A 23830-nucleotide genomic window follows, 5' to 3' on the forward strand; every position below is an offset into this window, starting at 1 on the left:
AAAAAACAGACGAGTTGTCCGATTGTGCATCATCAACTCGTCTGTTGTTTTTTTATTCTTTTATTTTCTTTATTCTCTCTATTCCTTTCAATTTTTCATCCCCTTCGACATCCACATGAAGATGAAGTAGAACATCGTGCCGGTGATGAGTCCGGCGATGGCGTCGATGGCATAGTGGGCCTGTATGTATACCGTGGCGAAGCAGAGCAACACATAGAAGGGAGCCATAATATAGAGCAGCTTCCTGTTGCGGGTGTGCCATATCAGCAGCATTATCACGGTGCTTATTCCAACATGCGAACTTGGGAAAGCAGCAGTAGGTCTCTCTCCGGCAGCCTTGGCGTCTTCAACGAGATGGTAGAAGATGCCGTCGGTATATCCCGGACTCGGCAGACATTCGGTGTGGGTGTTGAAGTAGTCGCCAAGGTTGGGGAACACGCCAGCCGTTATCTGGTCTATGCCGACAGCCTTGAAATAGAACGTAGGTCCTGTCACCGGCACGAGCACGAATATCACGTAGTATGCGAAGAAAGAAGCCATTATCACGAATGCGCAGCGCTCATACTCCTTGTATCTCCATATAAAATAGTATATCGCCGCCAGAGCTATCATCGGATAATATGCCGCATAACCCATGTCGAGCAGTTCGCTGACCACGCTCCATGGCATTGCCTCATGGAATATCAGTGCCGGCTGGCATCCGAACAGCGACTGTTCCGCCTGGGCGAATACGTGGTCGAGATTCGGCAGCATGCGGTTCAGTTCGTAGGTATCGGGATACCACCAGCTGAGCAGCGCCATCTGCACCGTGATGCGGCAGAACCTCGTGAATCGGCATGGCACCATCCTGTAAACTCCCCATAGAGCCAGCGTCACCACCATGATTCTCACTCTGCCCCATATCATTGCCTCAGGGTTTGCCACCTTGGTGTATGTGAAGAACACCATGAGCAATGTCAGCACGAGATATCCAGTCATCACCCACTCCAGCCAGAAGAGACCCTTCTTGGGCTTCTTCTCTATCTTGAATAAATCTTTCATAATCGTTGTCTTTTCCTTTTCCGGTCGTTTAAATCGTTCCGATCGTTCAAATCATTCCATCCGTTTCTTTGTCAGCATCCAACTTTTGTATTACATCCATCCGTTGTGTAGACATCCGTCTGGTGCATACATCCGTCTGGCGCTTACATCCGTATGATGCTTACATCCATCCGTTGTCCTTATACCATTTCATGCTGATTCTCACACCCTCCGGCAGCTGGCATTTCGGTTCGAAGCCCAGTTCCTTTCTTGCCGGAGATATGTCGCATTGCCAGTTGCGCTGCTTCATGATATTGTATTTGTCGCGGTTAAGGGCAGAAATCTTTCCCGTCAGGTGCGCTATAGTCTCGGCAACCGTAGACACGGTTTTCAGGAACCACAGTGGCGCCACGATACGCAGCACGTGCTTCACTCCCAGTTCCTTCTGTATCAGGTCGCTGAACGTGCGTGACGAATACACCTCACCGTCGCTCAGAATGTAGCTGCTGCCCGTCTTTCCGTTGGTGAGAGCCAGAAACACCGCCTGCACCACGTCGCTGACGAAGATGAACGTGATGTCCTGCCGCTTGTATCCCACGGCGAAGTCCACATGTTTCTTTATGCTCTCCGCCATCATGAAATAATCCTTTTCCCGCGGACCATACACTCCTGTCGGTCGCAGTATGATGAACGGCAGTCTGTCTGCCACCGACCGCAGATAGTCCTCCGCCTCCAGTTTGCTCTTGCCGTATGCTGTGTTGGGCTGTGGCGTGTCGGAGTCGGTGATGTCGGTATGCGGCTCCTCCTCCCGTATCGGTCCGAGGATGCTCAAGCTGCTTATGAACACGAAGCGCTTTACAGGCATGGCGAGATTGAGGATGGCATTCACCAGATGCCTCGTTCCCTTGCTGTTCGTCTTGAAGAAGTCAGCCTTGTTCAGACATTTCGTCACGCCGGCGGCATGCACCACATAGTCGAAGCTGTGTTGGCGCAGCTGCTCCTTGAGCTTATGCTCGTCGTTGAAATCCAGTTCTATGAAGTTTATCCCCTCTTGCGGCAGATATTTCCGTGAGCTTGTAGCCCTTACGGCAGCCCACACTTCCATTCCTCTGCGGAGAGCCTCTTCAACGATGAAGCTGCCGATGAAACCTGTGGCGCCAGTGATGAGTATTTTGTCTTTTTGCATTCTTGTCATTTCTTTTCAGCTGCAAATGTAAGGAAAAAACTGATAATAATCTATTTAGTGACGGTAAAATAATAACTTGGTACGATTTGAGTGAGAAATGTAACGAAAAGTTGAAATACGTTGTGAAGTTTGCAAATACAATTTAAATTTATTAATTTCGCACCCAAAGTATGCAATTTTAAACGAATAAAGGAAATAATGAAAAAACTCTTCATAGAGACTTATGGCTGCCAGATGAACGTGGCAGACAGCGAAGTTGTAGCTTCTGTGATGCAGATGGCGGGTTATGAACTTTGCGAAAAGGAAGACGACGCAGACGCTATTTTTCTGAATACATGCAGCATCAGGGAGAATGCTGAGAACAAGATATACAACCGTCTCGAAACCCTCCATGCAGAGCAGAAGAAGGGCCGCAAGGTCATCCTCGGCGTGCTGGGCTGCATGGCGGAGAGAGTGAAAGACGACCTGATAGACAACCATCACGCCAATCTCGTGTGCGGTCCCGACAGCTATCTCACTCTGCCCGACCTTATAGCCCAGTGTGAGAACGGCGGCAACGCCATCAACATCGAACTCTCCACCACCGAGACTTACCGCGACATCGTGCCGATGCGCATCGGCGGACAGAAGGTGAGCGGCTTCGTGAGCATCATGCGTGGCTGCAACAACTTCTGCCACTACTGCATCGTGCCATACACCAGAGGCAGGGAGCGCAGCCGTGATCCGGAGAGCATCCTCAGAGAGGTGAAAGACCTGCACGACCGCGGTTTCAAGGAGGTTACGCTGCTCGGACAGAACGTGAACAGCTACGGTCTCTCGCCGTCGGGAAAGAAAGAAGAAGGCAAGGTGTCTTTTGCCGAACTCCTCAGAATGGTGGCTCAGGCAGTGCCCGACATGAGAGTGAGATTCACCACTTCCAATCCCGAAGACATGAAGGAGGACATCCTGCATGTCATAGCCGAAGAACCGAATATCTGCAACCATATCCACTTCCCTGCACAGAGCGGAAGCGACAAGATACTGAAGCTGATGAACAGAAAATACACCCGTCAGCAGTATCTCGACACCATAGATGCCATACGCCGCATCATCCCTGGCTGCGGAATAACCACCGACATCTTCGTGGGATACCACGACGAGACGGAAGAAGACCACCAGCAGACCCTGTCGCTCGTCAGGGAGGTGGGCTTCGACTCTGCCTTCATGTTCAAATACTCGGAGCGCCCGGGCACCTATGCCTCAAAACATCTGCCCGACAACGTGTCGGAGGAGGTGAAGATACAGCGACTCAACGAACTGATAAAGCTGCAGACCGAAGTAAGCGCCGAGCAGAACAGAAAAGACGAGGGCAAGGAGTTCGACGTTCTCGTTGAGGGCTATAGCAAGCGTTCCCGCCAGCAGCTTATGGGCAGGACGGAGCAGAACAAGGCGGTGGTGTTCGACAAAGGCAACCACCACGTGGGCGAGACGGTGAGAGTGAAGATAACGGGCAGCACCAGCGCCACGCTCTTCGGCACTCTCGTGCCATCTCCTTCAGCAGCAGAGTGAGGTGGGGCATAATCCGCCTTCCTATATTGTGACAGACAAAATATAGTGACAGACAAAAGCATAATCAGATAATCAATAAATAACAAACATAAATATCCCCTGCTGTTCCGTCCGCCAGGCATGTCGGTGTCTCTCCGTCATGAGGGAGAGACAAGTCGGAAGTGGCTGATACCGCGAGCTGGCAAGGGGTTGTTTCTTATATGAAAGAATTTTTCCAGATACTCAGGCGCTTCGTGCCGCCATACAAGAGATACCTCGTCATGACGGTGTCGTTCAACATCCTGTCGGCTGTGCTCAACATATTCTCGTTTGCAGCCATAATCCCTATCCTGCAGATTATCTTCAAGACGGAGAAGGCTGCCGCAGCGCCACAGCTCATGGCATGGAACTGGGACAACATGAAGGAAGTTGCGGCAAACAACATGGACTATTATGTCAACGCGCTGATTGCCGACATCGGTCCTACCACCACATTGCTCGTGCTCGGACTCTTCCTCGCCACCATGACATTCCTCAAGACGGGAGCCTATTTCCTGTCATCGGCCACCGTGATACCGATCAGGACCGGAATCGTGAGAGACATCCGCAACCAGCTCTACCGCAAGATAACATCCCTGCCTATCGGCTTCTTCTCAGAGGAGCGCAAGGGAGACATCATAGCCAGGATGAGCGGCGACGTGCAGGAGATAGAAAACTCCATAATGAGTTCGCTCGACATGCTCTTCAAGAACCCCATCCTCATAATAGCATATTTCGCCACGCTGCTCTGCATCAGTTGGCAGCTCACTCTCTTCACCATACTCTTCGTTCCCGTCATGGGATGGATAATGGGCAAGGTGGGGCGCAAGCTGAAACGCAAGTCAAAGGAGGCGCAGGCCCTCTGGAGCGACACCATGAGCCAGGTGGAGGAGACCCTCGGCGGACTGCGTATCATCAAGGCATTCTGTGCTGAGGAGAAGATGAACAGGCGCTTCGACAACACCAACTCCAGCTACAGAAACCAGATTCTCAAGGTGAACACCCGTCAGCAGATGGCACACCCCATGAGCGAGTTCCTCGGCACGGTGATGATAATCATCGTGTTGTGGTTCGGCGGCATCCTCGTGCTCAACCAGCAGGTGCTCTCCGGTCCCACGTTCATCTATTATCTCGTAATCCTCTACAGTATCATAAACCCTCTGAAAGACTTCTCCAAGGCTGGCTACAACATTCCAAAGGGACTGGCTTCAATGGAGCGTGTAGACAAGATCCTGCTTGCCGAAAGCGACATCAAGGAGAAGGAGAACCCTCAACACATCTCCAGCTTCGACCACACCATAGAATTCCGCCATGTGTCGTTCAGATACGGAGAGCAGTGGGTGCTCAGAGACATCAACCTCACGATAGAGAAAGGAAAGACGATAGCCCTCGTGGGACAGAGCGGAGGAGGAAAGTCAACCATGGTAGACCTCATTCCGAGATACTACGACGTGCAGGAGGGTGAGGTGCTCATCGACGGCATCAACGTGAAAGACCTCGATATCCACGACCTCAGACAGCTCATCGGCAACGTGAACCAGGAGGCGATACTCTTCAACGACACCTTCTTCAACAACATCTCCTTCGGTGTTGACAACGCCACGCAGGAGCAGGTGGAAGAGGCTGCCCGCATAGCCAATGCCGACGAATTCATCAAAGCTTCTGAAAACGGCTACGACACCAATATCGGTGACCGCGGCGGCCGCCTCTCCGGCGGACAGCGACAGCGCGTGAGCATTGCGCGAGCCATACTCAAGAATCCGCCGATACTCATCCTCGACGAGGCAACATCGGCTCTCGACACAGAGAGCGAGAGACTCGTGCAGGACGCTCTGGAACGACTGATGAAGACGCGCACCACCGTGGCGATAGCCCACAGACTCTCCACCATCAAGAATGCCGACGAGATATGCGTGCTCCACGAGGGACAGATAGTGGAGCGGGGCACCCACGACGAACTCATCAGCAAGGACGGATATTACAAGAAGCTGCACGATATGCAGTCGTAACAAAATATTCATTCATATATGGCATACAAAATAGTCTACCCCATCTTCTACGTGTTGTCGCTACTGCCCTACAGAGTGTTGTATGGCATCTCCGACTTCTTCTATCTCATCATGTATCATATCGTGGGCTACAGGAAGAAGGTGGTGAGGAAAAACCTCAGCAGTTCATTCCCCGAGAAAACATCTCAGGAACTGAAAGAAATAGAGCATGGATTCTATCATTGGCTCTGCGACTATTTCGTGGAAACCCTGAAGCTGCTCACCGTCAGCGACGAGACACTGCTCAAGCACATAGAATTCAGAAATGCGGAGCAGATAGAAGAATATTACGACAAGGGGCAGACATGCGCCGCCATCCTCGGACACTACTGCAACTGGGAACTGCTCTCTGCCACAGGACTTGCCTTCAAACGTCACAAAGAGGCGGTGTGCGGACTTATATATCATCCGCTCAGGAGCAAAATATTCGACATGCTCTTCAAGGATATACGCCAGAGCAAGGGTGGAGTATGCATACCGAAACAGGAAATACTGAGATACCTTGTGAGATACAAACGCGAGAAACGCATGTGGCTCTTCGGATACATCTCAGACCAGTCGCCGAAATACCTGAACATACACTGCTGGCTGCCGTTCCTCAACCACGACACACCAGTATTCACCGGCGGCGAGAAGATAATGAAGAAGATGAACGACGCCGTGTTCTATATTGACATGCAGAGACCGGAACGCGGCAAATACATCTGCACCTTCAGGCTGATTACCGACAAACCTGCCGAGATGCAGGAGAACGAGATAACGACACGCTTCTTCAAGATGCTTGAGGACACCATAAAGAGGGATCCCAGACTATATCTCTGGACCCACGACAGATGGAAGAGAAACCATGAGCATTTCGACAAATATTATGTCATGGAGAACGGGCATGTCATAAAAAGAAAAGACGTAGAATTATGATAATAGGATTTGACGCAAAGCGCATAGTGAGGAACGCCTCGGGACTCGGAAACTATTCCAGAACCCTTGTGGGGGATTTGCAACGTATAGTGCCGGAAGGAACGCAGCTGAGACTCTACGCTCCCGACATGGGACGCGATGAGCTGCGGGGACAGGTGAAAGAATCCTCAAACCTCAGATTCGTTTATCCGCATGACTGCTACACAAAGCTGTCGAGAGACTTGTGGAGAATGAAAGGAATAGTGGAAGACCTGAAGAAAGACGGTGTGCACCTCTATCATGGACTGACCGGCGAACTGCCTCTCGGCATCAGGAAGGCCGGCATCAAGACCGTCGTCACCATCCACGACCTCATATTCATGTGTCATCCCGAATACTACAACTGGATAGACACCAAGATATACGCATGGAAATTCCACAAGACCTGTCGCGAGGCAGACCGCATCATAGCCATCAGCGAGTGTACCAAGAGAGACATCATGCGCTTCGGTGGCATTGACCCCTCGAAAATAGACGTCATATACCAGAGCTGCAGCACAGAATTCAAGACCAGAGAGAGCGAAAAGAAGCTCCAGCAGGTCCACACCAAATATATGCTGCCAGAGAGATACATCGTGAATGTGGGAACCATCGAGGAGCGCAAGAACGTGCTGCTTGCCGTGAGAGCCCTGCACATGCTGCCCGAAGAGGTCAGCATCGTCATCGTGGGACGCCCCACACCGTATGCCGACAAGGTGAAAGAGTATGTAGAGGCAAACAACCTGCAGCACCGTGTGAAGATGCTCCACGGCGTGCCACACGAAGATCTCCCGTCAATATACCAGATGGCAGAGGCATGTGTTTACCCCTCGCGCTATGAGGGATTCGGACTCCCCGTCATCGAGGCTATACAGAGCGGACTCCCTGTGGTGGCATGTACGGGCAGCTGTCTTGAAGAAGCCGGCGGCAACGACTCCATATACGTCAACCCCGACGATGTGTGCGGAATGGCAGAAGCCGTGAAGCAGGTGTTGTGTGGAGCGCCGGGCAGAGAGCAGCGCATAGAGAGAAGTCAGCAATACGTGAAACGCTTCGAGGGAAACAACGTGGCGCAGAAAGTGTTGGATGTCTACAACAAGGTGTGTCGTTGACATTACTTACTCAAATCGTACCAAGTTATTATTTTACCGTCACTAAACAAGTGTTATTGAGGGTGTGTCATGTTCTTGGCATACTCTCATTTTTTTCTATAGAGAAGTGTCATAGTATCATTTTCCGGCTTCTCCATATATATAAAGTCCATTGTACCAACGAGTTGGCTTAATGATACTTTTCGGGATTCTTTACAGAAAAGTATCATTAAAGTATCATCGAAGTGTCATAGGGACTTTGATCGTTTTTCATCCCCTTTTCTGGCGTTTCGTCTTTGAACCGCTTTGGGCACATTTTGGAAACTGGTTGTGCCCACTTGGGGCAAGCACCGTGCCCCACATGGGTAAGCATCGTGCCCCACATGGGCAAGCACCGTGCCCATTTATTGAAGAATTGTAGAGGTGTGACAAATCAATGTGTTGCATGTCTTTGCACACTTCCAAGTCAGAAGACTCTTGAACAGTACAACGGCATGGAACGCTACCCGATTCATTGACCATACACATGGAACATTGTCCGATTCATTAGCGAGATTTTCAGAGAATTGCTTGCATATCTCAAGTATTTTGATGAATTTTGTATAAATGTTGTACGTACGATGGTTTGAACTTAATGTTTGAGCACCACTAAGTTGGTATAATCAGCGATATGTACAACCTTTTACTCATATTTATCAACTTAAATTAATTCCGCCAACGGGTTTGGACACTAATGAAATATTGTCTATATTTATTTGTATTCCTTTTATTTTCTTGTTCTAATCTGCATTCACAGGATAATGTTGCAGTGAAGCAGTTACCTGATTTAGGCGATTTGACAAGAAGGATGGAATTCTATGTAGAATCTGAAGATTCAGTTTCTGCATATTCTTTTGTTTTTTATAAGTATGGACCGACAATGTTAGGAATGTCTATTCATTGTGATTTAGATAGTAAAGAATCTGACAAAGAGGCGGAGGTTTTACCTGATGACACGACAGCAGTATCTAAGTTCCAGAAAGCCAAAAGAACGAAGTATAAGAAAAATGATTACAATACTTTTTTACATGAATTTTCTTGTTGCATGAAAAGGGCATCTTCTGAATATGAATTATCAGAATTAAAACAAATATTATTTGAGCTTACTTGTTTTCAAGACAAATCTTATGAAGTTGCAAAAAGTATAATAAAAAATAACAATACAAGAAAGCCTACTTATTCAGAAGTAGAAAAAGCTATAAACAATACTTCCTTAAAAAAAGATTTTGATAATATTTTAAAGCAATATGACTTAAAAACATCTAAAATAATTTGTGGGGACAGCCCTATTATTATATTTAGAAGAACAGATTTAACAGACTTAGGAAAGAGAAACTATGATAGAGAATTGGGATTGTCCGTCCTCGTCAGAATTAGACTTGATAAATTAAGTTTGCCGTAAACCCTTTTCATCAGCAAACCATCCAGACAATAGGCTGACAATTGCCAGACAGCCAACTGCTTGGATGTCAGAATATTACAACAAAAAACCAGACAATCTGACAGTTTTTCAGAAATTCTCGTTTTTACTAAGAATCAGCGATATGGGCAACTTTTGCTCGTATCGACCAACTTAAACCCAAATCGGTCATTAGGGCTTGCTTGGATTTTGTTTTTTTATAAGGCGTCTTGAAGTCAGACATCGTATGATATTTTTCTGACAATGTGTAAGGCTGACAACTCCGTTGTATATATATATCGGTATGGGATAATGACACAAATTCAGCATTGAGAGTGAAAATACAAGTGGTTTTCAATATGTAATGAAATTATTTTGGGAAAAAGCTTTGAACTTTCATTAAAGTTTCCGAACTTTGCATTACTTTGTTGAAAAGCATGGCTCTTTCTATGTCCTGTGCATAGCCGGAGCTTCTTGGATTAAGACTAATAAATGAAAAATCATTCATCAATACTGTAAATTCTATGGCAGAAAATTTGGAAGTAAAAGAGTTGGAGCAGGTAGTAGTACGCTTCTCAGGCGACTCTGGCGACGGTATGCAGCTCGCCGGTAACATCTTCTCCACGGTCTCAGCCACCATCGGCAACGGAATCTCAACATTCCCTGACTATCCGGCAGACATCCGCGCCCCGCAAGGATCGCTGACCGGTGTATCTGGTTTCCAGGTTCACATCGGTGAGGGAAAGGTTTATACCCCTGGTGACAAGTGCGATGTGCTGGTGGCTATGAACGCCGCTGCATTGAAGACACAGTACAAGCATGCTAAACCACAGGCTACAATCATCATCGACACCGACAGCTTCGGTCCTAAGGATCTGGAGAAGGCAGAATTCAAGACAGCCGACTATCTCGCAGAGATGGGCATCGATGAGGATAGAGTAGTGGCTTGTCCTATCACAAAGATGGTGAAGGATTGTCTTGCCGACTCCGGCATGGACAACAAGGCCATCATGAAGTGTAGAAACATGTTTGCTCTCGGTATCGTATGCTGGCTCTTCAACCGCGATGTCACTCTCGTTGAGAATTTCCTGAGAGAGAAGTTCGCCAAGAAGCCTCAGATCGCCGAGAACAACATCAAGGTGGTTAACGCAGGTTTCAACTACGGACACAATACTCATGCCGGTGTGCCTGCTACATACCGCATCGAGTCAAAGAATAAGGTGAAAGGCCGCTATATGGACATCACCGGCAACAAGGCAACAGCCTATGGTCTTATCGCCGCTGCCGAGAAAGCTGGCATGAAGCTCTTCCTCGGTTCTTATCCTATCACACCGGCTACCGACGTGCTCCATGAGCTCGCAAAGCACAAGTCACTCGGAGTGACCACCGTGCAGTGTGAGGATGAGATTTCCGGTTGTGCAAGTGCTGTCGGCGCATCATTCGCCGGAGCTATGGCAGCCACATCAACTTCTGGTCCTGGCGTTTGCTTGAAGTCAGAGGCTATCAACCTCGCCGTTATCGACGAGCTGCCTCTCGTCATCATCGATGTGCAGCGTGGTGGTCCTTCTACAGGTCTGCCTACAAAGAGCGAGCAGACAGACTTGCTGCAGGCTCTCTACGGAAGAAACGGTGAGTCTCCAATGCCTGTAATCGCAGCTACAAGTCCTACCGACTGTTTCGACGCTGTCTACAGCGCAGCAAAGATTGCCGTTGAGCATCTCACACCGGTATTGCTCCTCACCGACGCATACGTTGCCAACGGTTCTGCAGCCTGGAAACTTCCTAACATCGCTGAGCTTCCTGAGATTCATCCTCACTATGCTCCAGAGAGCATGAAGGGCAACTACACTCCATATAAGAGAGACGAGGAGACTCTCGTTCGCTATTGGGGTATCCCTGGACGTGAGGGCTTCACTCATATCCTCGGCGGACTGGAGAAGGACAGCGACACCGGCGCTATCTCTACAGATCCTGAGAACCACGACAAGATGTGTCGCCTGAGAGCAGGCAAGGTGGCTCGCATCCCTGTTCCAGACCTTGAGGTGTTGGGCGACAAGGACGATGCCGAACTGCTCATCGTAGGCTTCGGCGGTACTGCCGGACATCTCTATTCAGCTATGGAAGAGCTGCGCAAGAAGGGTCACAAGGTGGCTGCTGCACAGTTCAAGTTCATCAACCCGCTGCCAAAGAACACCGCAGAGGTGCTCATGAAATACAAGAAGGTGGTAGTGGCAGAGCAGAACCTCGGTCAGCTCGCTGCCTACCTGCGTGCCAAGGTTGACGGCTTCGTGCCATACCAGTTCAATCAGGTGAAGGGACAGCCATTCGTTGTAAGCGAGTTGGTGGAAAGCTTTGAGGAAATCATTAACAAGTAATATAAACGTCTAATTTTTCATTGACAATGTTCACAATACAAGATTATAAGAAAGGACAGCCACGTTGGTGTCCTGGTTGCGGCGACCACTTCTTCTTGGCTTCGCTACATAAGGCGATGGCAGAATTAGGCGTTCCGCCATACGAGACAGCGGTAATCTCCGGTATCGGATGCTCAAGCCGTCTGCCATACTATGTTAATACCTATGCGATGCAGACCATCCACGGACGTGCTGCTGCCATCGCTACCGGTGCCAAGGTAGCCAATCCAAACCTCACCATCTGGCAGATCAGCGGTGACGGCGACGGTCTTGCTATCGGTGGTAACCACTTCATCCACGCCATGCGTCGTAACATCGACCTGAATATGATACTTCTGAACAACCGTATCTACGGACTCACAAAGGGACAGTATTCTCCTACCAGTCCACGCGGTTTCGTCAGCAAATCTTCACCATTCGGTACTGTAGAGGACCCATTCCGTCCGGCAGAGCTTTGCTTCGGTGCAAGAGGTCGTTTCTTCGCACGTGCCGTAGCCACCGACGCTGCAGGAACTGTAGAGGTGCTGAAGGCTGCAAAGCAGCATAAGGGTGCTTCTGTATGCGAGATTCTGCAGAACTGCGTTATCTTCAACAACGGTGTTTACGACTCTATCTACAAGAGCGAGGGCAGAAAGAAGAACGCCATCTACGTGAAGCACGGCGAGCCGCTGATCTTCGGTGAGAACAACGAGTTCGGTCTTGTGCAGGAGGGCTTCGGTCTGAAGGTAGTGAAGATCGGCGAGAATGGCATCACAGAGAAGGACATCCTCGTTCACGACGCTCACTGTGAGGACAATACCCTGCAGCTGAAGCTCGCCATGATGGACAACGAGCATGGATTCCCAGTGGCTCTCGGTGTAATCCGCGACGTAGAGGCTCCTACCTATGAGACTGCCGTTGCTGAGCAGATTGAAGAGGTGAAGGGTAAGAAGAAATACCACAACTTCATGGAGCTCCTCGAAACCAACGACATTTGGGAAGTGAAATAAAGGGCATACGCTTTTATTATTCTTATATGATGCCATATTCCTCATATCAATATATGCGGGATATGGCATTTTGGCTTTTTTTATAACAGATGGAATACTGGACTTTTTGCTGAACCAAAGACTTTTAGATATGACACACTACATAAAATCATTTATTGCGGCAACGATGGACGAAGGCAAGAAATGGATGATAATCAGCGGCGGAGGCGGAAAGGCCGGGGGATTGAAGGTAGACACCAATACAAAGAGCAATCTCCTCAAGAAGAATGGCATAGACTCAAATGCCATGTATGAGAGAATAAGGCAGAAAACCATGGAACACTACAAGAATTTCAAGGGCGTATACACCCAGTTTTGGGAAGATTGACGAAAATGCAATGATAAAGTTGGCGCTTTGGTATGTTTTATTTACTTTTGCCGAGTAAATTGGCATAGAGTGCGTCTTTGCGCTCTAATGCCAATATATATGATAAAATGATTATGACGAATTACAATATAAACGACTTTGAGATCATGGCGCCGGTGGGGTCGAGAGAAAGCCTCGCCGCAGCGATACAGGCAGGAGCAGACTCCATTTATTTCGGCATCGAGAAGCTGAACATGAGGGCACACTCTGCCAGCACGTTCACTATCGATGACCTTCGCGAGATTGCCGCCACCTGCAATGAGCATGGCATAAAGACCTACCTCACCGTGAACACCATCATTTACAACGAGGACATACCGCTGATGCACGAGATTGTGGATGCAGCCAAAGAGGCAGGCATCTCGGCAGTGATAGCCAGCGACGTGGCGGTGATGACCTATTGCAACAAGGTGGGACAGGAGGTTCATCTCTCCACACAGCTCAATATCTCTAACGTGGAGGCACTGAAGTTCTATGCGCAGTTTGCCGATGTAGTGGTGCTCGCCCGTGAGCTCAACATGAGTCAGGTGGCAGAGGTGCACAGACTGGCAGAGGAACAGAACATCTGCGGACCGTCAGGACAGCCCGTGCGCATAGAGATGTTCTGCCATGGAGCCTTGTGTATGGCAATCAGCGGCAAGTGTTATCTCAGTCTCGACAATGCCAACCGTTCAGCCAACCGCGGAGAGTGCATACAGCTCTGCCGCCGTTCGTATACCGTGACCGACAATGAGACCGGCACCCAGCTCGAGATTGACAACAAATACGTGATGAGTCCTAAAGACCTGAAGACCGTGCGATTCATCGACAAGATGATGAAGAGCGGAGTCAGAGTGTTCAAGATAGAAGGCAGGGCACGCGGTCCGGAGTATGTCTACACCGTGGTGAAATGCTACAAGGAAGCCATACAGAGCGTTATCGACGGAACCTTTACGGAGGAGAAGAAAGACCGGTGGGACGAGCGTCTCGCCACCGTCTTCAACCGCGGCTTCTGGGATGGATACTATCTGGGACAGAAACTCGGAGAATGGAACAAGAACTACGGCTCTTGTGCTACGGAGAAGAAGGTGTATGTGGGCAAGGGAGTGAAATACTTCTCAAAGCTCGGCGTGGCAGAATTTGCCATCGAGGCAGCCGACTTCAAGAAGGGCGACAAGCTGCTCATTACCGGACCTACGACAGGCGTCATCTATATGAATGCCGACGAGATACGCTATGACCTGGAGCCCGTGGAAGAAGCCCGCAAGGGACAGCGCGTGTCAATGCCTGTGCCGTCAAAGGTGAGACCAAGCGACAAGCTCTTCAAACTGGAGCGGGTAGAGGAGTAAGCATATACGCCGCAACGCTCAAATGGATTTTCAACAACAATAAAATACACTACAATGACAATCAACGAAGCACAAGATGAAGTGATTGAGGAGTTTTCCGACTTCACCGATTGGATGGACAAATACCAGCTGCTCATAGACCTGGGCAACGAGCAGGAACCACTCGACAACAAATACAAGACAGAGAGCAATCTCATCGACGGATGCCAGAGCCGCGTATGGCTGCAGGCAGACTATGTGGACGGAAAGATAATATTCACGGCAGAGAGCGACGCACTCATCGTGAAAGGCATCATAGCGCTGCTCATCAGAGTATTGAGCGGTCATACCCCACAGGAAATCCTCGCTGCCGACCTCTATTTCATCGACAAGATCGGTCTTAAGGAACATCTCTCGCCAACCCGTTCCAACGGTCTGCTCGCCATGGTGAAGCAGATACGCATGTATGCGTTGGCATATAAGGTAAAGAGTGAGGAGCAATGAGAAAGCTCAAGACTATAGAGATGCACCGCATGACGGTGAGCGACTTCAAGCAGAGTGACAAGATGCCGCTCATCGTGATGCTCGACGATGTGCGTTCGCTGCACAATGTGGGGTCGGTGTTCCGCAGCGGTGATGCCTTCCGTATCGAGGCGGTATGGCTGTGTGGCATTACCGCCACTCCGCCGATGCCGGAGATTCACAAAACGGCGCTCGGTGCGGAAGACAGTGTGGACTGGCGGTATTTCGACAACGCCACGGATGCCGTGGATGAGCTTCATGCCATGGGGTATCAGGTGTGTGCCGTGGAACAGTGTGAGGGCAGCACGATGCTTCAGGACTTTGTTCCGGATATCGGCAAGCATAAGGGCTTCGCCGTGATAATGGGCAACGAGGTGAAGGGAGTGCATCAGGAAGTGGTGGACAAGAGCGACTGCTGTCTCGAGATACCACAGTTTGGCACCAAACACTCGCTCAACGTTTCTGTCACGGCAGGTATGGTGATATGGGAATTTGCAAAAAGACTGATGCTCTGATGAGTGTCAGTATTTTTATACCTTAAATATCGCTTTTTTATACATCCCATCTTGCTATTTTATGTCGTTTAATCCAAAATACGGCCCATTCGTACCATAACCTGGAAATATGGGCTTGCAGATGCAGATGTTTTTGAATACCTTTGTAAGCAAGAAAAGTGGTAAGAATTTTATCAAACACGAAATCTAAACGAGAACTTGCAGTCCGTATCATTGCTGGAGGGAGCAAATGATGCGGACATTTTTTTGCAAATCAGATATCTGAATCATCCTGCATCATCCAGAGCCGCTCATCAGGGCTTGCTTGGATTATGTCTTTTTAGGAGAGTGGATTTTATTTGTCCATCATGTTTCTTGGATGATGCTCGAGTATTTCCTCCCGCAGCGTGTGCATGTCGATGTGGGTGTATATCTGAGTCGTTCCGATACTTTCGTGTCCCATCATCTCCTGTATTGCACGCAGGTTGGCACCGCCTTCAAGGAGCGATGTGGCAAAGGAATGGCGCAGCGTATGCGGACTCACGTTCTTCGTTATCCCGGCGGCAGCGGCGAGCCTCTTCACGATGGTGAATATCATTGCCCTTGTGAGATGTTTGCCGTGGATGTTCAGAAATACGTAGTCTTCCTCTCCCGGCTTTATCTTCATCACGTTGCGGTCTACAAACCAGAACCTCAGCTCCTGTATGGCGCTTTCGGATATCGGTACCAGTCTCTCCTTGTCGCCCTTTCCTATCACACGTATGAACTTCTCGTCGAGAAAGAGATCCGACATCTTCAGGTCTGTCAGTTCGCTGACTCTCAGTCCGCAACAGAAGAGCACCTCTATGATTGCCTTGTTTCTCTGTCCTTCCCATTTCTCCATGTCCACGGCAGCCTCCATCATGTCAATCTCCTTCACCGACAGCACCTCTGGCAGATGTTCCCCTATCTTGGGCCATTCCAGCAGTTCTGTAGGGTCTTCCTGGATATATCCGTCTATGAGCAGAAACTTGTAGAACGCCCTCACGCCGCTCAGAATCCTTCCCTGCGACCTCGGGCTTATGCCGATGTCGATGATGGCAGCGGCAAAGTTGCGCAGGTCATCCAGCTTCACCTCCGTCAGCGCCAGTCCCTCGCAGTTGGCATAGTTGAGCAGCTTCTGCAGGTCGTCCATATATGCCTTGAGAGTGTTCTCGGAGTAGTTTCTTCCCAGTTTCAGATATCTGCGGTATTGCTTTATCATCTCCGCATTGGAGTTGCCGTTGTCGTTCATGTCAGTTTGCGAGTCAATAGTTGTCCGAATGATTATTATTTTGTACTTTTGCAAATGTCAGCCACCCAAGTGCCTGCACTCCTCCGCCAGAGTATGCTATGCCCAGGCAGGAGAGAAATACAAGGCAAAGGTAATAAAAAGGCTGCAACAAACAAACTAATCCAGAAATATGAAGATACAAATAGTGAATGGTCCCAATCTCAATCTGCTCGGCGTGAGAGAACCGGGGATATATGGCAGTGAGTCTTTCGAGAGCTATCTGTCCAAGTTGCGTGAGCAGTATCCGGAGGTAGAGATAGAATACTATCAGAGCAATGTTGAGGGAGAACTGATAAACAAGATACAGGAGGTGGGCTTCTCTTTCGACGGCATAGTGCTGAACGCCGGAGCCTACACCCACACCAGCATTGCCCTGCACGACTGCATACGCGCCATAAAATGTCCGGTTGTAGAGGTGCATATCTCTAATGTCCACCAGCGTGAAGACTTCCGCCACCATTCCTTTATTTCCGCCGCCTGTAAGGGAGTGATATGCGGCTTCGGACTCAATTCATACAGACTGGCGATAGAAGGACTGCTGGACTGACCTGTTCCGGTTGCTTTACATAATGCGGAGCACCGTTTTTTTTATGAGCCAAGCAACCATAATCCCAAAACGGTCATAGGTCGTTCAATGTAGTGTTCCTGATGACCGGTTTGGAATAAAAAATCTTTTCCGTTCTTGGTATTTAAATCCGAAAGACGTAATTTTGCAACTTGCCCCCATTGTCACATCCATACCGTCGTGATGCGGCAGCGAGGAGACGGTCAGGGGCATAAGACAAAAACGACAATAGTTTCACATATAATATGGCAAAAAACGACAATGGGCTGACGCCTATGATGCAGCAGTTCTTTTCGCTCAAGGCGAAACATCCCGACGCACTGCTGCTCTTCAGGTGTGGAGACTTCTATGAAACATACTGCGACGACGCCGTTGACGCAAGTCGCATCCTCGGCATCACGCTCACCAAGAGAAACAACTCAGGCACGAAACCGTCTACCGAGATGGCTGGATTCCCCCATCATGCCCTCGACACCTATCTGCCAAAGCTCATCAGGGCAGGCAGAAGAGTGGCTATCTGCGACCAGCTCGAAGACCCGAAACTGACGAAAAAACTCGTGAAGCGAGGCATCACCGAACTTGTAACGCCGGGTGTTGCCCTGACCGACAACGTGCTGAACTACAAGGAGAACAACTTCCTCGCAGCCATACACTTCGGCAAGGCATCCTGCGGAGTGGCGTTCCTCGATATTTCTACGGGAGAGTTTCTCACCACCGAAGGACCATACGACTATGTGCAGAAGCTGATAGGTAACTTCCAGCCAAAGGAGGTGCTATATGAAAGAGGCAAGAAGGCAGACTTCGAACGCTTCTTCGGAACAAAGCATTTCACCTTCGAACTCGACGAATGGGTGTTCAATGAACAGACCGCCCGCCAGAAACTGCACAAGCATTTTGAGGTGAAAAACCTCAAGGGCTTCGGCGTAGACCATCTCAAATGCGGTATCGTGGCATGCGGAGCCATCCTGCAATATCTGGAACTCACGCAGCATACACATATCAGCCATATCACGTCGCTATCCCGGATAGACGAGGAGCGATATGTGAGACTCGACAGCTTCACCGTGCGTTCGCTCGAACTGACACGTTCGATGCAGGACGGCGGATGCTCGCTCATCGACGTAATAGACCGCACTTGTTCGCCGATGGGAGCCAGAATGCTCAACAGATGGGTGTGCTTCCCGTTGCGCAATGCCGCCGACATAAACAAGCGGCTCGACGTGGTGGAGGAATTCTTCAAGGACACGTCACTCAGGGAAATCATCGACGAGAACACCAATGGAGTGGGCGACCTGGAACGCATCACAGCAAAGGTTGCCACAGGACGTGTGTCGCCACGGGAAATGGTGCAGCTGAAGAATGCCCTGCTCTGCATGCAGCCTATCAAGGATGCCTGCGAGCGGTCGGATAACAAGACTCTCGCGCTGATGGCAGACAGGATTGACGCCTGCAAGGAACTCAGCGACAGACTGGAGATGGAGATAGAGCCAGACCCGCCACAGCTCGTGAACAAAGGACACGTGATACGCAGCGGAGTGGACGAGGAACTCGACCGCATGCGCGACATAGCATATAACGGCAAGGACTATCTGCTGAAAATCCAGGAGAGGGAGACAGAGGAGACCGGCATATCAAGTCTGAAAATCGGCTACAACAATGTGTTCGGATATTATCTTGAAGTGAGGAATATCCACAAAGACAAGGTGCCTGCCACATGGATAAGGAAGCAGACGCTCGCACAGGCGGAACGATATATCACCGAGGAACTGAAACAATATGAGGAGCAGATTCTCGGAGCCGAAGACAAGATACTGCAGCTGGAGACAAAGCTCTTCGGTGAACTCGTGCAGAACACCCAGCATTATATACACACCATTCAGAAGGATGCGCATATCATAGCACAGCTCGACTGTCTGCTCTCCTTTGCCAAGACGGCGGAGGAACACCGGTACGTGAGACCGCAGATTCTGCAAGACGACATCGTGATAGATATCCGTCAGGGCCGCCACCCCGTGATAGAGACACAGATGCCGGTGGGAGAGAAGTATGTGCCCAACGACATATATCTCGACGACAAGAAGCAGCAGATAATGATTATCACCGGACCGAATATGGCGGGTAAGTCGGCTCTGCTACGCCAGACGGCACTCATCGCGCTGATGGCACAGATAGGATGCTACGTGCCGGCAGAGAGTGCCAAGATTGGTATCGTGGACAAGATATTCACACGTGTGGGGGCGAGCGACAATATCTCAATGGGAGAATCCACATTCATGGTGGAGATGACGGAGGCTTCGAATATCCTCAACAACGTGACGCCGCGCAGTCTTGTGCTCTTCGACGAGCTGGGCCGCGGAACGAGTACCTACGACGGCATCTCGATAGCTTGGGCAATAGTGGAATATCTGCATGAGCAGCCGCGTGCGGCAGCGCGCACCCTCTTCGCCACACACTATCATGAACTGAACGAGATGGAGAAGAACTTCAGCAGGATAAAGAACTACAACGTCAGCGTGAAGGAGATAAACGGCAAGGTGATATTCCTGCGCCGACTGGAGCGTGGCGGATCGGAACACTCCTTCGGTATCCACGTGGCGCAGATTGCTGGTATGCCGAAGAGTATCATCAATAGGGCGAACGTGATTCTCAAGCAGCTTGAGGCTGACAACAGTGGCGTGGGGGCAGCCGGAAAGGCGGCAGTAGACAATATCTCGGTGCCGGGCAGCGGTGAGCAGCTGAGCTTCTTTCAGCTCGACGACCCTGTGTTGTGTCAGGTGCGCGACGAGATTCTCGGTCTCGACATAAACAACCTCACGCCGATGGAGGCGCTGAACAAACTGAACGACATAAAGACGATTGTGGGAGGAAAATAAAGGAGCATGAACATGAAAGAAGAATTTTCAGAGAGAAACCGGAATAAAGGCGGTTCGAAGGTGTCTTCCGGACTCACTGTCCGTACTTTCTGTCCTACCGACGTAGAGGAAATGACACGGATATATAATCATTATGTCACTGAAACCACCGTCAGTTTTGAGACCGAGCCTCTTACTACTGGCGATATGTCAGAACGCGTGAAGCATATCGCTGCCGAGTTTCCCTGTTTTGTGGCAGAGCAAGACGGCAGGGTAGTGGGGTATTGCTATGCCCATCTCTGGAAGGAGCGGGCTGCCTATTCGCATACCTGGGAGGTGACAATATATCTCGATGCGCAGCACACGGGGCATGGCGCGGGCTCTAAGCTGATGAACCTCCTGATAGAGGCATGTCGCCAGACCGGCCGTTGCCATTCTCTCATAGCCTGCATAACGGCAGAAAACAAGGGCAGCATAGCCTTTCATGGGAGTATGGGATTCGAAGAAGTTTCCTGTTTCAAGCAGGTGGGCTATAAACTTGGCAGGCGTCTCGATGTAGTGGATATGCAGCTGTTGCTGTGATGAATAGTATGCTGTTCCGATAGGGATGTATGCTTGTCTGTTCCTCCATTTGTCCATTCGTTAACTTGTCAACTCGTCAACTCGTCAACTTATAATAACACCATCATGACCAAGGTTTCTATCTATATGCCGGTATATAACGGCAGCGAATATCTGGAGCGCAGCATCGGTTCGGTGATCAGCCAGACCTTTGCTGACTGGGAACTTATCGCTCTCGATGATGAGTCGACAGACGACAGTCGCGCCATTCTCGACGGGTTAGCCAGAAGGGACAACAGGATTCGTGTGTTCTCAAAGCATAACGACGGCAAGGGGAATACAGCCCGCAATCTGGCGATGATGGAGAAATGGGCGCAGGGAGAATATTTCTTCTATATGTCGCAAGACGACAGGATAGATGCTGATTTGCTTGAAAAGGCTGTGGGCGAGGCGGAAAAGCGCAGCCTCGACATCGTGATACCCGATATGCTGCTTGAATATGCTGACGGAACGACTTCTGCGGTACAAGGTTCTTATCCTCCGAATGGCGACCATTCCTTGGTGTTCTCCGGCAAGGAGGCTTTCTATCGTAGCATAGACTTTTCTATCCATGGCTTCGCATTGATAAACAGAAGGCTCATTGACGAAGACAGGCAGGACACCAACCATTACGACAGTGACGAATATAACACGCGACTACAGTTCCTCGCAGCCGGAAGGGTTGGTTTTTGCGATTCCACTTTCTATTATTATCAAGGCAACGAGAATGCCATCACCAAGTGTTTCTCCATCCGATGGTTTCAGCGCCTCGACACTGCCGTAATGATCGACAAACTGTTTTCTGATACTTTCCACGACCGCAAGTCATTCCCCAAGCTGAAATCCTGGCTTATGGCCATTTACATCACCCTCAGCGTGTCGTATATGCGTGAGTGGGCAAATATAAGCCCTGACGAGAGAAAAGCCGTTATAGCGCATTTCCGTGGCTTTGAGCGCAATATCAAGTTTGGTGGCTATAGAATGGCGGTATTGCGTCGCCTATCGCCATTGGAGAGATGTTTCGCCGTATGGTATTTCTTTTTCGGCACGTGTCGCAATATGAAATCGTTGTTCCGTATCTATAAGGGTAAATAATGCCAATGCAGTTCGGCTTTATCACCGCCAGAACAATCCTCCCTCTTTTGTTGTGCTATCCGACAAACTTCTTGAATTTTCCTTTCAGTTTCTCCATTATAGCCGTATGCTTTTTCACCACGTTGAGTGAGAACCATGCGTCGGCACAGAATATCAGCGTTCCGACAATACAATACAGCAGGTTGCTCTCGATGTGGGTGGAGGCGTAGACGCAGATGCCTACGGCAAGATGGAAGAGGATGGTTCGCACTACTGTGGACGACATCCTGTATTTGTATTTTATCCTGCATACCATCCTGGCGAAAAGCATTTCCAGCATATATGCCGTTGTTATGGCGATGCCGATGCCGAGCAGTCCGAACATGTTGAAACCCAGGATGACGAGGCTCGCCAGTACCACGTCGCTGAATATCTCTATCGTGAGGAAAGTCATGGAATTGCCCCTCGACAGTGCTATATATTCCAGCGGCAGGAACACTCCGCGGCCATACATCGAGAGCGCTGCCACCTGCAGCATAGGTATCACGGCGTTGAACTTGCCGCTATACAGCAATGGCAGGAGGATTGGCATGAAGAGGATGAAGAGGACGATGAGTGGCGACACGATGTTCATAGAAACTTCAATCTGGTTGTTCACCGTGTCGTTCAGTTTTTCGCCATGCGTCTTTATAGCCGACAGACGAGGATAATAGTCGGTGTCTATTGCCGTGAACACCATTCCGGCGTATGTGAAAATCATCACATACATGGCATTGTAAAGTCCTACGGTGTCCACGTCCGAAGCGTTGCTGAGATACGCTCTGATGGCGAGTTCCGCACCGCTGCCGAGCATTCCTGCCACCACGAAAGCTATGCCGAGCCGCAGGAATGCCGTGCCTTCCTTTATGCAGTCGAGGCGGAACCGCATCTGTAGGGGGTAGAGCCTCAGGGAACACTGCAGCACTATTATCGCCTGCACCAGTGCCATGAGCACGAGCGATGGCACGATGCCTTTATAGTTGTATATCCAATATATAGGCACCGAGATGGCGAACACACCGATTGCCCCGTAGATAGAAGTTACGGCGAGGGCTTTCAGTCGCCGTGTGGCTTTCAGTATGGCGGTCTCTCCTACGGTCAGTGTGGTGAGTGCCACGACGGGCGACAGCAGCACGAAGTGCAACGTGTGGTCGCCGAATGAGAAAGTCCAGTCGCTGAGCAGCGAACTGAGTGCGGCACAGACCACGAGACCGAACAATGCCGTTATGAGAATCCAGTGGCGGAACACCTCAATCTCGTGTCTGAGCCATTTTTCGTCACCGTTGTCGAATGCCATGGATATGTTTCTCACGGCACTGATGTGGAGACCGAAGTTCGTTGAGTCCACCACGAGCTTTATCGTTGATGAGAAAAGAGCCACGAGTCCCATACCCGCCGGACCGAGCAATACGGCAACTAACTTGTTGCGTACCAGTCCGATAAGGATATTGAGCATCTGCACGCCGCCGAACAGGCTCGTGTATTTCAGTATGTGTGAGTAGCTGTTGTTGCTGTTTTCCATCAAATTAACTAACGTGAGAAGGACTCAAATATTATTTAATTTTGAAAAGAAATGTTATCCTCTCACATAATGAGGCATATCGGCAGGTGTTATCATAGAGATTTCCACGATGCCTGCAACCTTGCTGTCCTTCTTCCATGCCGTCTGGTAAATCACTTTGTGAACGCCTTGTTTCTCAATGGTATAGGCGTTGCTGCCGCCGGTGGCGAGCAGGTGGCGGATAATCTCTTTAGATCTCTCCGAGTGACACTCGTAGAGATTCTTTCCAATCAGGTTGCCATGTTTTTTGTAGGTTTCCACCGCCTTGTCGTTCTGGTAGATGATGATGCCTTCGGCGTCGCACACCGTAACGGCACAGTTCATCTCTTTTGCCCATTCATAGTTTTCCATAATGATAGTCTTAAATGTTAATTGTTATAGTTTTTCCCCAGTCCCCAGTCCCCTCCCTG

The 23830-nt window shown here is 49.7% G+C and carries 20 protein-coding genes and 1 pseudogene; 15 read left to right on the plus strand and 6 right to left on the minus strand.

The features are described from left to right. Positions 1-87: 87 nt before the first annotated feature. Both ST42_RS11160 and ST42_RS11165 read right to left on the minus strand, forming a co-directional pair. A complete protein-coding gene (locus tag ST42_RS11160; RefSeq protein WP_022316927.1) occupies positions 88-1041 on the minus strand; it encodes a phosphatase PAP2 family protein in 954 nt (317 codons plus the stop codon). A 160-nt stretch (positions 1042-1201) separates the two neighbouring features. Continuing rightward, complete coding sequence (locus tag ST42_RS11165; protein WP_052488335.1) at positions 1202-2206, minus strand: NAD-dependent epimerase/dehydratase family protein; 1005 nt, start codon at positions 2204-2206, stop codon at positions 1202-1204. A gap of 198 nt (positions 2207-2404) precedes the next feature. Between ST42_RS11165 and miaB the strand changes: the two genes are divergently transcribed. The 4 genes from miaB to ST42_RS11185 all read left to right on the plus strand — a co-directional run bounded on the left by miaB (position 2405) and on the right by ST42_RS11185 (position 7868). After that, a complete protein-coding gene (miaB, locus tag ST42_RS11170; RefSeq protein WP_022316929.1) occupies positions 2405-3754 on the plus strand; it encodes a tRNA (N6-isopentenyl adenosine(37)-C2)-methylthiotransferase MiaB in 1350 nt (449 codons plus the stop codon). A gap of 200 nt (positions 3755-3954) precedes the next feature. Beyond that, positions 3955-5781, plus strand: coding sequence for an ABC transporter ATP-binding protein (locus tag ST42_RS11175; RefSeq protein WP_044073563.1), 1827 nt, complete (start codon positions 3955-3957; stop codon positions 5779-5781). An 18-nt stretch (positions 5782-5799) separates the two neighbouring features. Then, positions 5800-6738 (plus strand): lysophospholipid acyltransferase family protein, encoded by a 939-nt coding sequence (locus ST42_RS11180; RefSeq protein WP_044065697.1) that lies wholly within the window; start codon positions 5800-5802, stop codon positions 6736-6738. Then, the gene (locus ST42_RS11185; RefSeq protein ID WP_044065696.1) at positions 6735-7868 is read left to right on the plus strand and encodes a glycosyltransferase family 4 protein; all 1134 of its coding nucleotides are present in this window, start codon (positions 6735-6737) and stop codon (positions 7866-7868) included. Before ST42_RS11180 ends, ST42_RS11185 begins: the two co-directional genes overlap by 4 nt. Before the next feature lie 506 nt (positions 7869-8374). On the opposite strand, the pseudogene ST42_RS14380 reads toward ST42_RS11185, so the two are convergent. Further along, a pseudogene (locus tag ST42_RS14380) lies at positions 8375-8537 on the minus strand (IS982 family transposase); the annotation flags it as partial. A 157-nt stretch (positions 8538-8694) separates the two neighbouring features. On the opposite strand from ST42_RS14380, the gene ST42_RS11190 reads away from it, so the two are divergent. From ST42_RS11190 to ST42_RS11220, 7 genes are all read left to right on the plus strand, one after another. After that, positions 8695-9288, plus strand: coding sequence for a hypothetical protein (locus ST42_RS11190; RefSeq protein WP_044065694.1), 594 nt, complete (start codon positions 8695-8697; stop codon positions 9286-9288). A 521-nt stretch (positions 9289-9809) separates the two neighbouring features. Next, on the plus strand, positions 9810-11660 hold the full coding sequence (locus ST42_RS11195; RefSeq protein ID WP_044073565.1) for a 2-oxoacid:acceptor oxidoreductase subunit alpha: 1851 nt from the start codon (positions 9810-9812) through the stop codon (positions 11658-11660). 26 nt (positions 11661-11686) lie between these two features. After that, entirely contained in the window at positions 11687-12688 is a 1002-nt protein-coding gene (locus ST42_RS11200; protein WP_022316903.1) for a 2-oxoacid:ferredoxin oxidoreductase subunit beta, read from the plus strand. Between the two features lie 130 nt (positions 12689-12818). Then, entirely contained in the window at positions 12819-13055 is a 237-nt protein-coding gene (locus tag ST42_RS11205; RefSeq protein WP_156139356.1) for a hypothetical protein, read from the plus strand. 113 nt (positions 13056-13168) lie between these two features. After that, entirely contained in the window at positions 13169-14422 is a 1254-nt protein-coding gene (locus ST42_RS11210) for a peptidase U32 family protein (RefSeq protein ID WP_044073569.1), read from the plus strand. A 54-nt stretch (positions 14423-14476) separates the two neighbouring features. Then, entirely contained in the window at positions 14477-14905 is a 429-nt protein-coding gene (locus ST42_RS11215; RefSeq protein WP_022316900.1) for a SufE family protein, read from the plus strand. After that, positions 14902-15438, plus strand: coding sequence for an RNA methyltransferase (locus tag ST42_RS11220; RefSeq protein ID WP_042518078.1), 537 nt, complete (start codon positions 14902-14904; stop codon positions 15436-15438). Before ST42_RS11215 ends, ST42_RS11220 begins: the two co-directional genes overlap by 4 nt. Positions 15439-15772: 334 nt before the next feature. Here ST42_RS11220 and xerA read toward each other — a convergent pair whose 3' ends face one another. Beyond that, positions 15773-16690 carry a site-specific tyrosine recombinase/integron integrase gene (gene xerA, locus ST42_RS11225; RefSeq protein WP_042518080.1) on the minus strand — a complete coding sequence of 306 codons (918 nt, stop codon included), beginning with the start codon at positions 16688-16690 and terminating at the stop codon, positions 15773-15775. Between the two features lie 169 nt (positions 16691-16859). Between xerA and aroQ the strand changes: the two genes are divergently transcribed. The 4 genes from aroQ (at position 16860) to ST42_RS11245 (ending at position 21841) form a co-directional block, all read left to right on the plus strand. Next, entirely contained in the window at positions 16860-17276 is a 417-nt protein-coding gene (gene aroQ, locus ST42_RS11230; RefSeq protein WP_044065688.1) for a type II 3-dehydroquinate dehydratase, read from the plus strand. A 263-nt stretch (positions 17277-17539) separates the two neighbouring features. After that, positions 17540-20167 (plus strand): DNA mismatch repair protein MutS, encoded by a 2628-nt coding sequence (mutS, locus tag ST42_RS11235; protein ID WP_044073570.1) that lies wholly within the window; start codon positions 17540-17542, stop codon positions 20165-20167. Between the two features lie 12 nt (positions 20168-20179). Continuing rightward, positions 20180-20728, plus strand: a complete 549-nt coding sequence (locus ST42_RS11240) for a GNAT family N-acetyltransferase (RefSeq protein WP_082028647.1) — start codon at positions 20180-20182, stop codon at positions 20726-20728. Positions 20729-20833: 105 nt separating this feature from the next. Continuing rightward, positions 20834-21841: a glycosyltransferase family 2 protein gene (locus tag ST42_RS11245; RefSeq protein ID WP_044073571.1), complete on the plus strand. Its 1008-nt coding sequence runs from the start codon at positions 20834-20836 to the stop codon at positions 21839-21841. Between the two features lie 55 nt (positions 21842-21896). Here the strand turns inward: ST42_RS11245 and ST42_RS11250 are convergent, their stop codons facing one another. After that, positions 21897-23381 carry an oligosaccharide flippase family protein gene (locus ST42_RS11250; RefSeq protein ID WP_044073572.1) on the minus strand — a complete coding sequence of 495 codons (1485 nt, stop codon included), beginning with the start codon at positions 23379-23381 and terminating at the stop codon, positions 21897-21899. Between the two features lie 54 nt (positions 23382-23435). Next, the gene (locus ST42_RS11255) at positions 23436-23771 is read right to left on the minus strand and encodes a serine/threonine protein kinase (RefSeq protein WP_044073573.1); all 336 of its coding nucleotides are present in this window, start codon (positions 23769-23771) and stop codon (positions 23436-23438) included. Positions 23772-23830 lie beyond the last annotated feature (59 nt).

Origin of the sequence: Prevotella pectinovora (assembly GCF_000834015.1) — a bacterium.
In the GTDB taxonomy this organism is placed as follows: Bacteria; Bacteroidota; Bacteroidia; order Bacteroidales; family Bacteroidaceae; genus Prevotella; species Prevotella pectinovora.

What these genes read in the sequence shown, in the direction of transcription:
- ST42_RS11250 (WP_044073572.1), bottom strand. Translation starts at nt 23,381, where the DNA reads ATGGAAAACAGCAACAACAGCTACTCACACATACTGAAATACACGAGC.
- ST42_RS11165 (WP_052488335.1), bottom strand. Translation starts at nt 2,206, where the DNA reads ATGCAAAAAGACAAAATACTCATCACTGGCGCCACAGGTTTCATCGGC.
- ST42_RS11190 (WP_044065694.1), top strand. Translation starts at nt 8,695, where the DNA reads ATGGAATTCTATGTAGAATCTGAAGATTCAGTTTCTGCATATTCTTTT.
- ST42_RS11245 (WP_044073571.1), top strand. Translation starts at nt 20,834, where the DNA reads ATGACCAAGGTTTCTATCTATATGCCGGTATATAACGGCAGCGAATAT.
- ST42_RS11215 (WP_022316900.1), top strand. Translation starts at nt 14,477, where the DNA reads ATGACAATCAACGAAGCACAAGATGAAGTGATTGAGGAGTTTTCCGAC.
- xerA (WP_042518080.1), bottom strand. Translation starts at nt 16,690, where the DNA reads ATGAACGACAACGGCAACTCCAATGCGGAGATGATAAAGCAATACCGC.
- ST42_RS11180 (WP_044065697.1), top strand. Translation starts at nt 5,800, where the DNA reads ATGGCATACAAAATAGTCTACCCCATCTTCTACGTGTTGTCGCTACTG.
- ST42_RS11185 (WP_044065696.1), top strand. Translation starts at nt 6,735, where the DNA reads ATGATAATAGGATTTGACGCAAAGCGCATAGTGAGGAACGCCTCGGGA.
- ST42_RS11220 (WP_042518078.1), top strand. Translation starts at nt 14,902, where the DNA reads ATGAGAAAGCTCAAGACTATAGAGATGCACCGCATGACGGTGAGCGAC.
- ST42_RS11240 (WP_082028647.1), top strand. Translation starts at nt 20,180, where the DNA reads ATGAAAGAAGAATTTTCAGAGAGAAACCGGAATAAAGGCGGTTCGAAG.
- aroQ (WP_044065688.1), top strand. Translation starts at nt 16,860, where the DNA reads ATGAAGATACAAATAGTGAATGGTCCCAATCTCAATCTGCTCGGCGTG.
- ST42_RS11160 (WP_022316927.1), bottom strand. Translation starts at nt 1,041, where the DNA reads ATGAAAGATTTATTCAAGATAGAGAAGAAGCCCAAGAAGGGTCTCTTC.
- ST42_RS11210 (WP_044073569.1), top strand. Translation starts at nt 13,169, where the DNA reads ATGACGAATTACAATATAAACGACTTTGAGATCATGGCGCCGGTGGGG.
- mutS (WP_044073570.1), top strand. Translation starts at nt 17,540, where the DNA reads ATGGCAAAAAACGACAATGGGCTGACGCCTATGATGCAGCAGTTCTTT.
- miaB (WP_022316929.1), top strand. Translation starts at nt 2,405, where the DNA reads ATGAAAAAACTCTTCATAGAGACTTATGGCTGCCAGATGAACGTGGCA.
- ST42_RS11205 (WP_156139356.1), top strand. Translation starts at nt 12,819, where the DNA reads ATGACACACTACATAAAATCATTTATTGCGGCAACGATGGACGAAGGC.
- ST42_RS11200 (WP_022316903.1), top strand. Translation starts at nt 11,687, where the DNA reads ATGTTCACAATACAAGATTATAAGAAAGGACAGCCACGTTGGTGTCCT.
- ST42_RS11255 (WP_044073573.1), bottom strand. Translation starts at nt 23,771, where the DNA reads ATGGAAAACTATGAATGGGCAAAAGAGATGAACTGTGCCGTTACGGTG.
- ST42_RS11175 (WP_044073563.1), top strand. Translation starts at nt 3,955, where the DNA reads ATGAAAGAATTTTTCCAGATACTCAGGCGCTTCGTGCCGCCATACAAG.
- ST42_RS11195 (WP_044073565.1), top strand. Translation starts at nt 9,810, where the DNA reads ATGGCAGAAAATTTGGAAGTAAAAGAGTTGGAGCAGGTAGTAGTACGC.